Source organism: Streptomyces sp. E11-3, assembly GCF_046540415.1.
Classification (GTDB): Bacteria; Actinomycetota; Actinomycetes; order Streptomycetales; family Streptomycetaceae; genus Streptomyces.
This window is the reverse complement of sequence record NZ_JAZGRL010000249.1, coordinates 1-616: the sequence shown is the minus strand read 5'-3', so window position 1 is coordinate 616 and position 616 is coordinate 1. Positions and strand designations below refer to the sequence as shown.

General features: G+C 71.1%; 1 protein-coding gene. It reads right to left on the bottom strand.

Features of this window, described 5'->3' with window-relative positions:
* Window positions 1–278 precede the first annotated feature (278 nt).
* Complete coding sequence (locus U9R90_RS36680) at window positions 279–593, bottom strand: nuclear transport factor 2 family protein (RefSeq protein ID WP_411061848.1); 315 nt, start codon at window positions 591–593, stop codon at window positions 279–281.
* Between the last annotated feature and the right edge of the window lie 23 nt (window positions 594–616).

Here is a 616-nt window from a genome sequence, read left to right as displayed (position 1 = left end):
CCCCCCCGCGCCTCGCGTCGCTGAGGGTGGAAGCGACGTGGGACCGCCGTACCAGGACCGCCCCGGCGCCGCTCACGGTGCCGGGGCGATCCTGCTCCCGCACTGTGGGCGGTAGGCGCAGCCTGGCGAGCGGCGCGGCCTCCCGCATCCGTATGCGCGCAGGATCCGTATGCGTAGGTGGTGCGCCCCGTCGCGTAGGTGGTTCGCCAGTCGCGTAGGTGATGCGCCCCGTCACATCGGCATACGTACGGTGGCGGCCAAGGACCCGTCTTGGATTGTCAGGCCTGGCCGGTCTCGAAGCGGCTGACCTTGCCGTCGGTGACCGTGAACGTCCACCGGGTGCGCATGCTCCCCCAGGTGGAGTTGGTGTAGGTCACGGTCAGCGAGCGGCCGTCCGGGGCGGCGGACTCCACGTCCATGCGGCCGTTCGAGGAGAAGACCTCCTTCTCCGTCCACAGGGTCAGATCGCGGTCGCTGCCGTCGTCGGACATGGTGGCGTCCGGGGTGAGGGCGGCGAAGAAGGCGTCGCGGTCGCCGGCGTTGACGGCGGATACGAACGCGGCCACTGCGGGGTCGGTGAGCTGGGTGGTCACGGGGGTTCCTCCAGAGGGGTCGG